Here is a 598-nt window from a genome sequence, read left to right as displayed (position 1 = left end):
ATGCTGATCCCGCCAGCCGCGACGCGTGTTCTGAGCTATCAGACCCATCTGGACTGATATGATCGCGGAACCAATTTTGGGGGCATCCCATGGAACTCGGCTTCATCGGCACAGGCGCGCTCACGGCCGCTATCGTCACCGGGCTCAAGTCCCTCGCGGAACCCTGTTTCCGTTCTGCTTTCGCCCCGGAACGAAGACATCGCCGCGAGCCTTGCCTCCCGCTACCCGGATGTTCGCATCGCCAGCGACAATCAGGCCGTTCTCGACAATAGCGAAACGGTCATGCTCGCGGTCCGCCCGCAAATCGCGCACGACGTGCTGTCGGCGTTGCGCTTCCGGCGCGACCATCGCCTGATCAGCCTGATCGCCACTTTGTCCCTCAAGGACATAGAGAGCTTGACCGCGCCAGCCGGGCACGTGACGAAGGCGCTTCCCATGCCGATGATCGCGCACCGGCTGGGGGCGACGATCATCTGTCCGCCCGATCAAGGCGCCGGCGCATTGTTCGGCAGGCTGGGGAAGGTGATCGAGGTCGCGGATGCCGGCGAGTTCGACGCCTTGAGCGTCGCGACCGCAACCTACGCCAGCTATTTCAAAT

1 protein-coding gene is annotated in these 598 nt (G+C 63.2%); it reads left to right on the top strand.

The window, feature by feature from the left end; genetic code table 11:
* Positions 1-84: 84 nt before the first annotated feature.
* The coding region (locus tag EN780_RS36795) for an NAD(P)-binding domain-containing protein (RefSeq protein WP_348631302.1) at positions 85-598 on the top strand (514 nt) is incomplete at its 3' end.

Origin of the sequence: Mesorhizobium sp. M4B.F.Ca.ET.089.01.1.1 (assembly GCF_004022605.1) — a bacterium.
In the GTDB taxonomy this organism is placed as follows: Bacteria; Pseudomonadota; Alphaproteobacteria; order Rhizobiales; family Rhizobiaceae; genus Mesorhizobium; species Mesorhizobium abyssinicae.
This window is presented reverse-complemented; position numbering and strand designations above follow the sequence as displayed.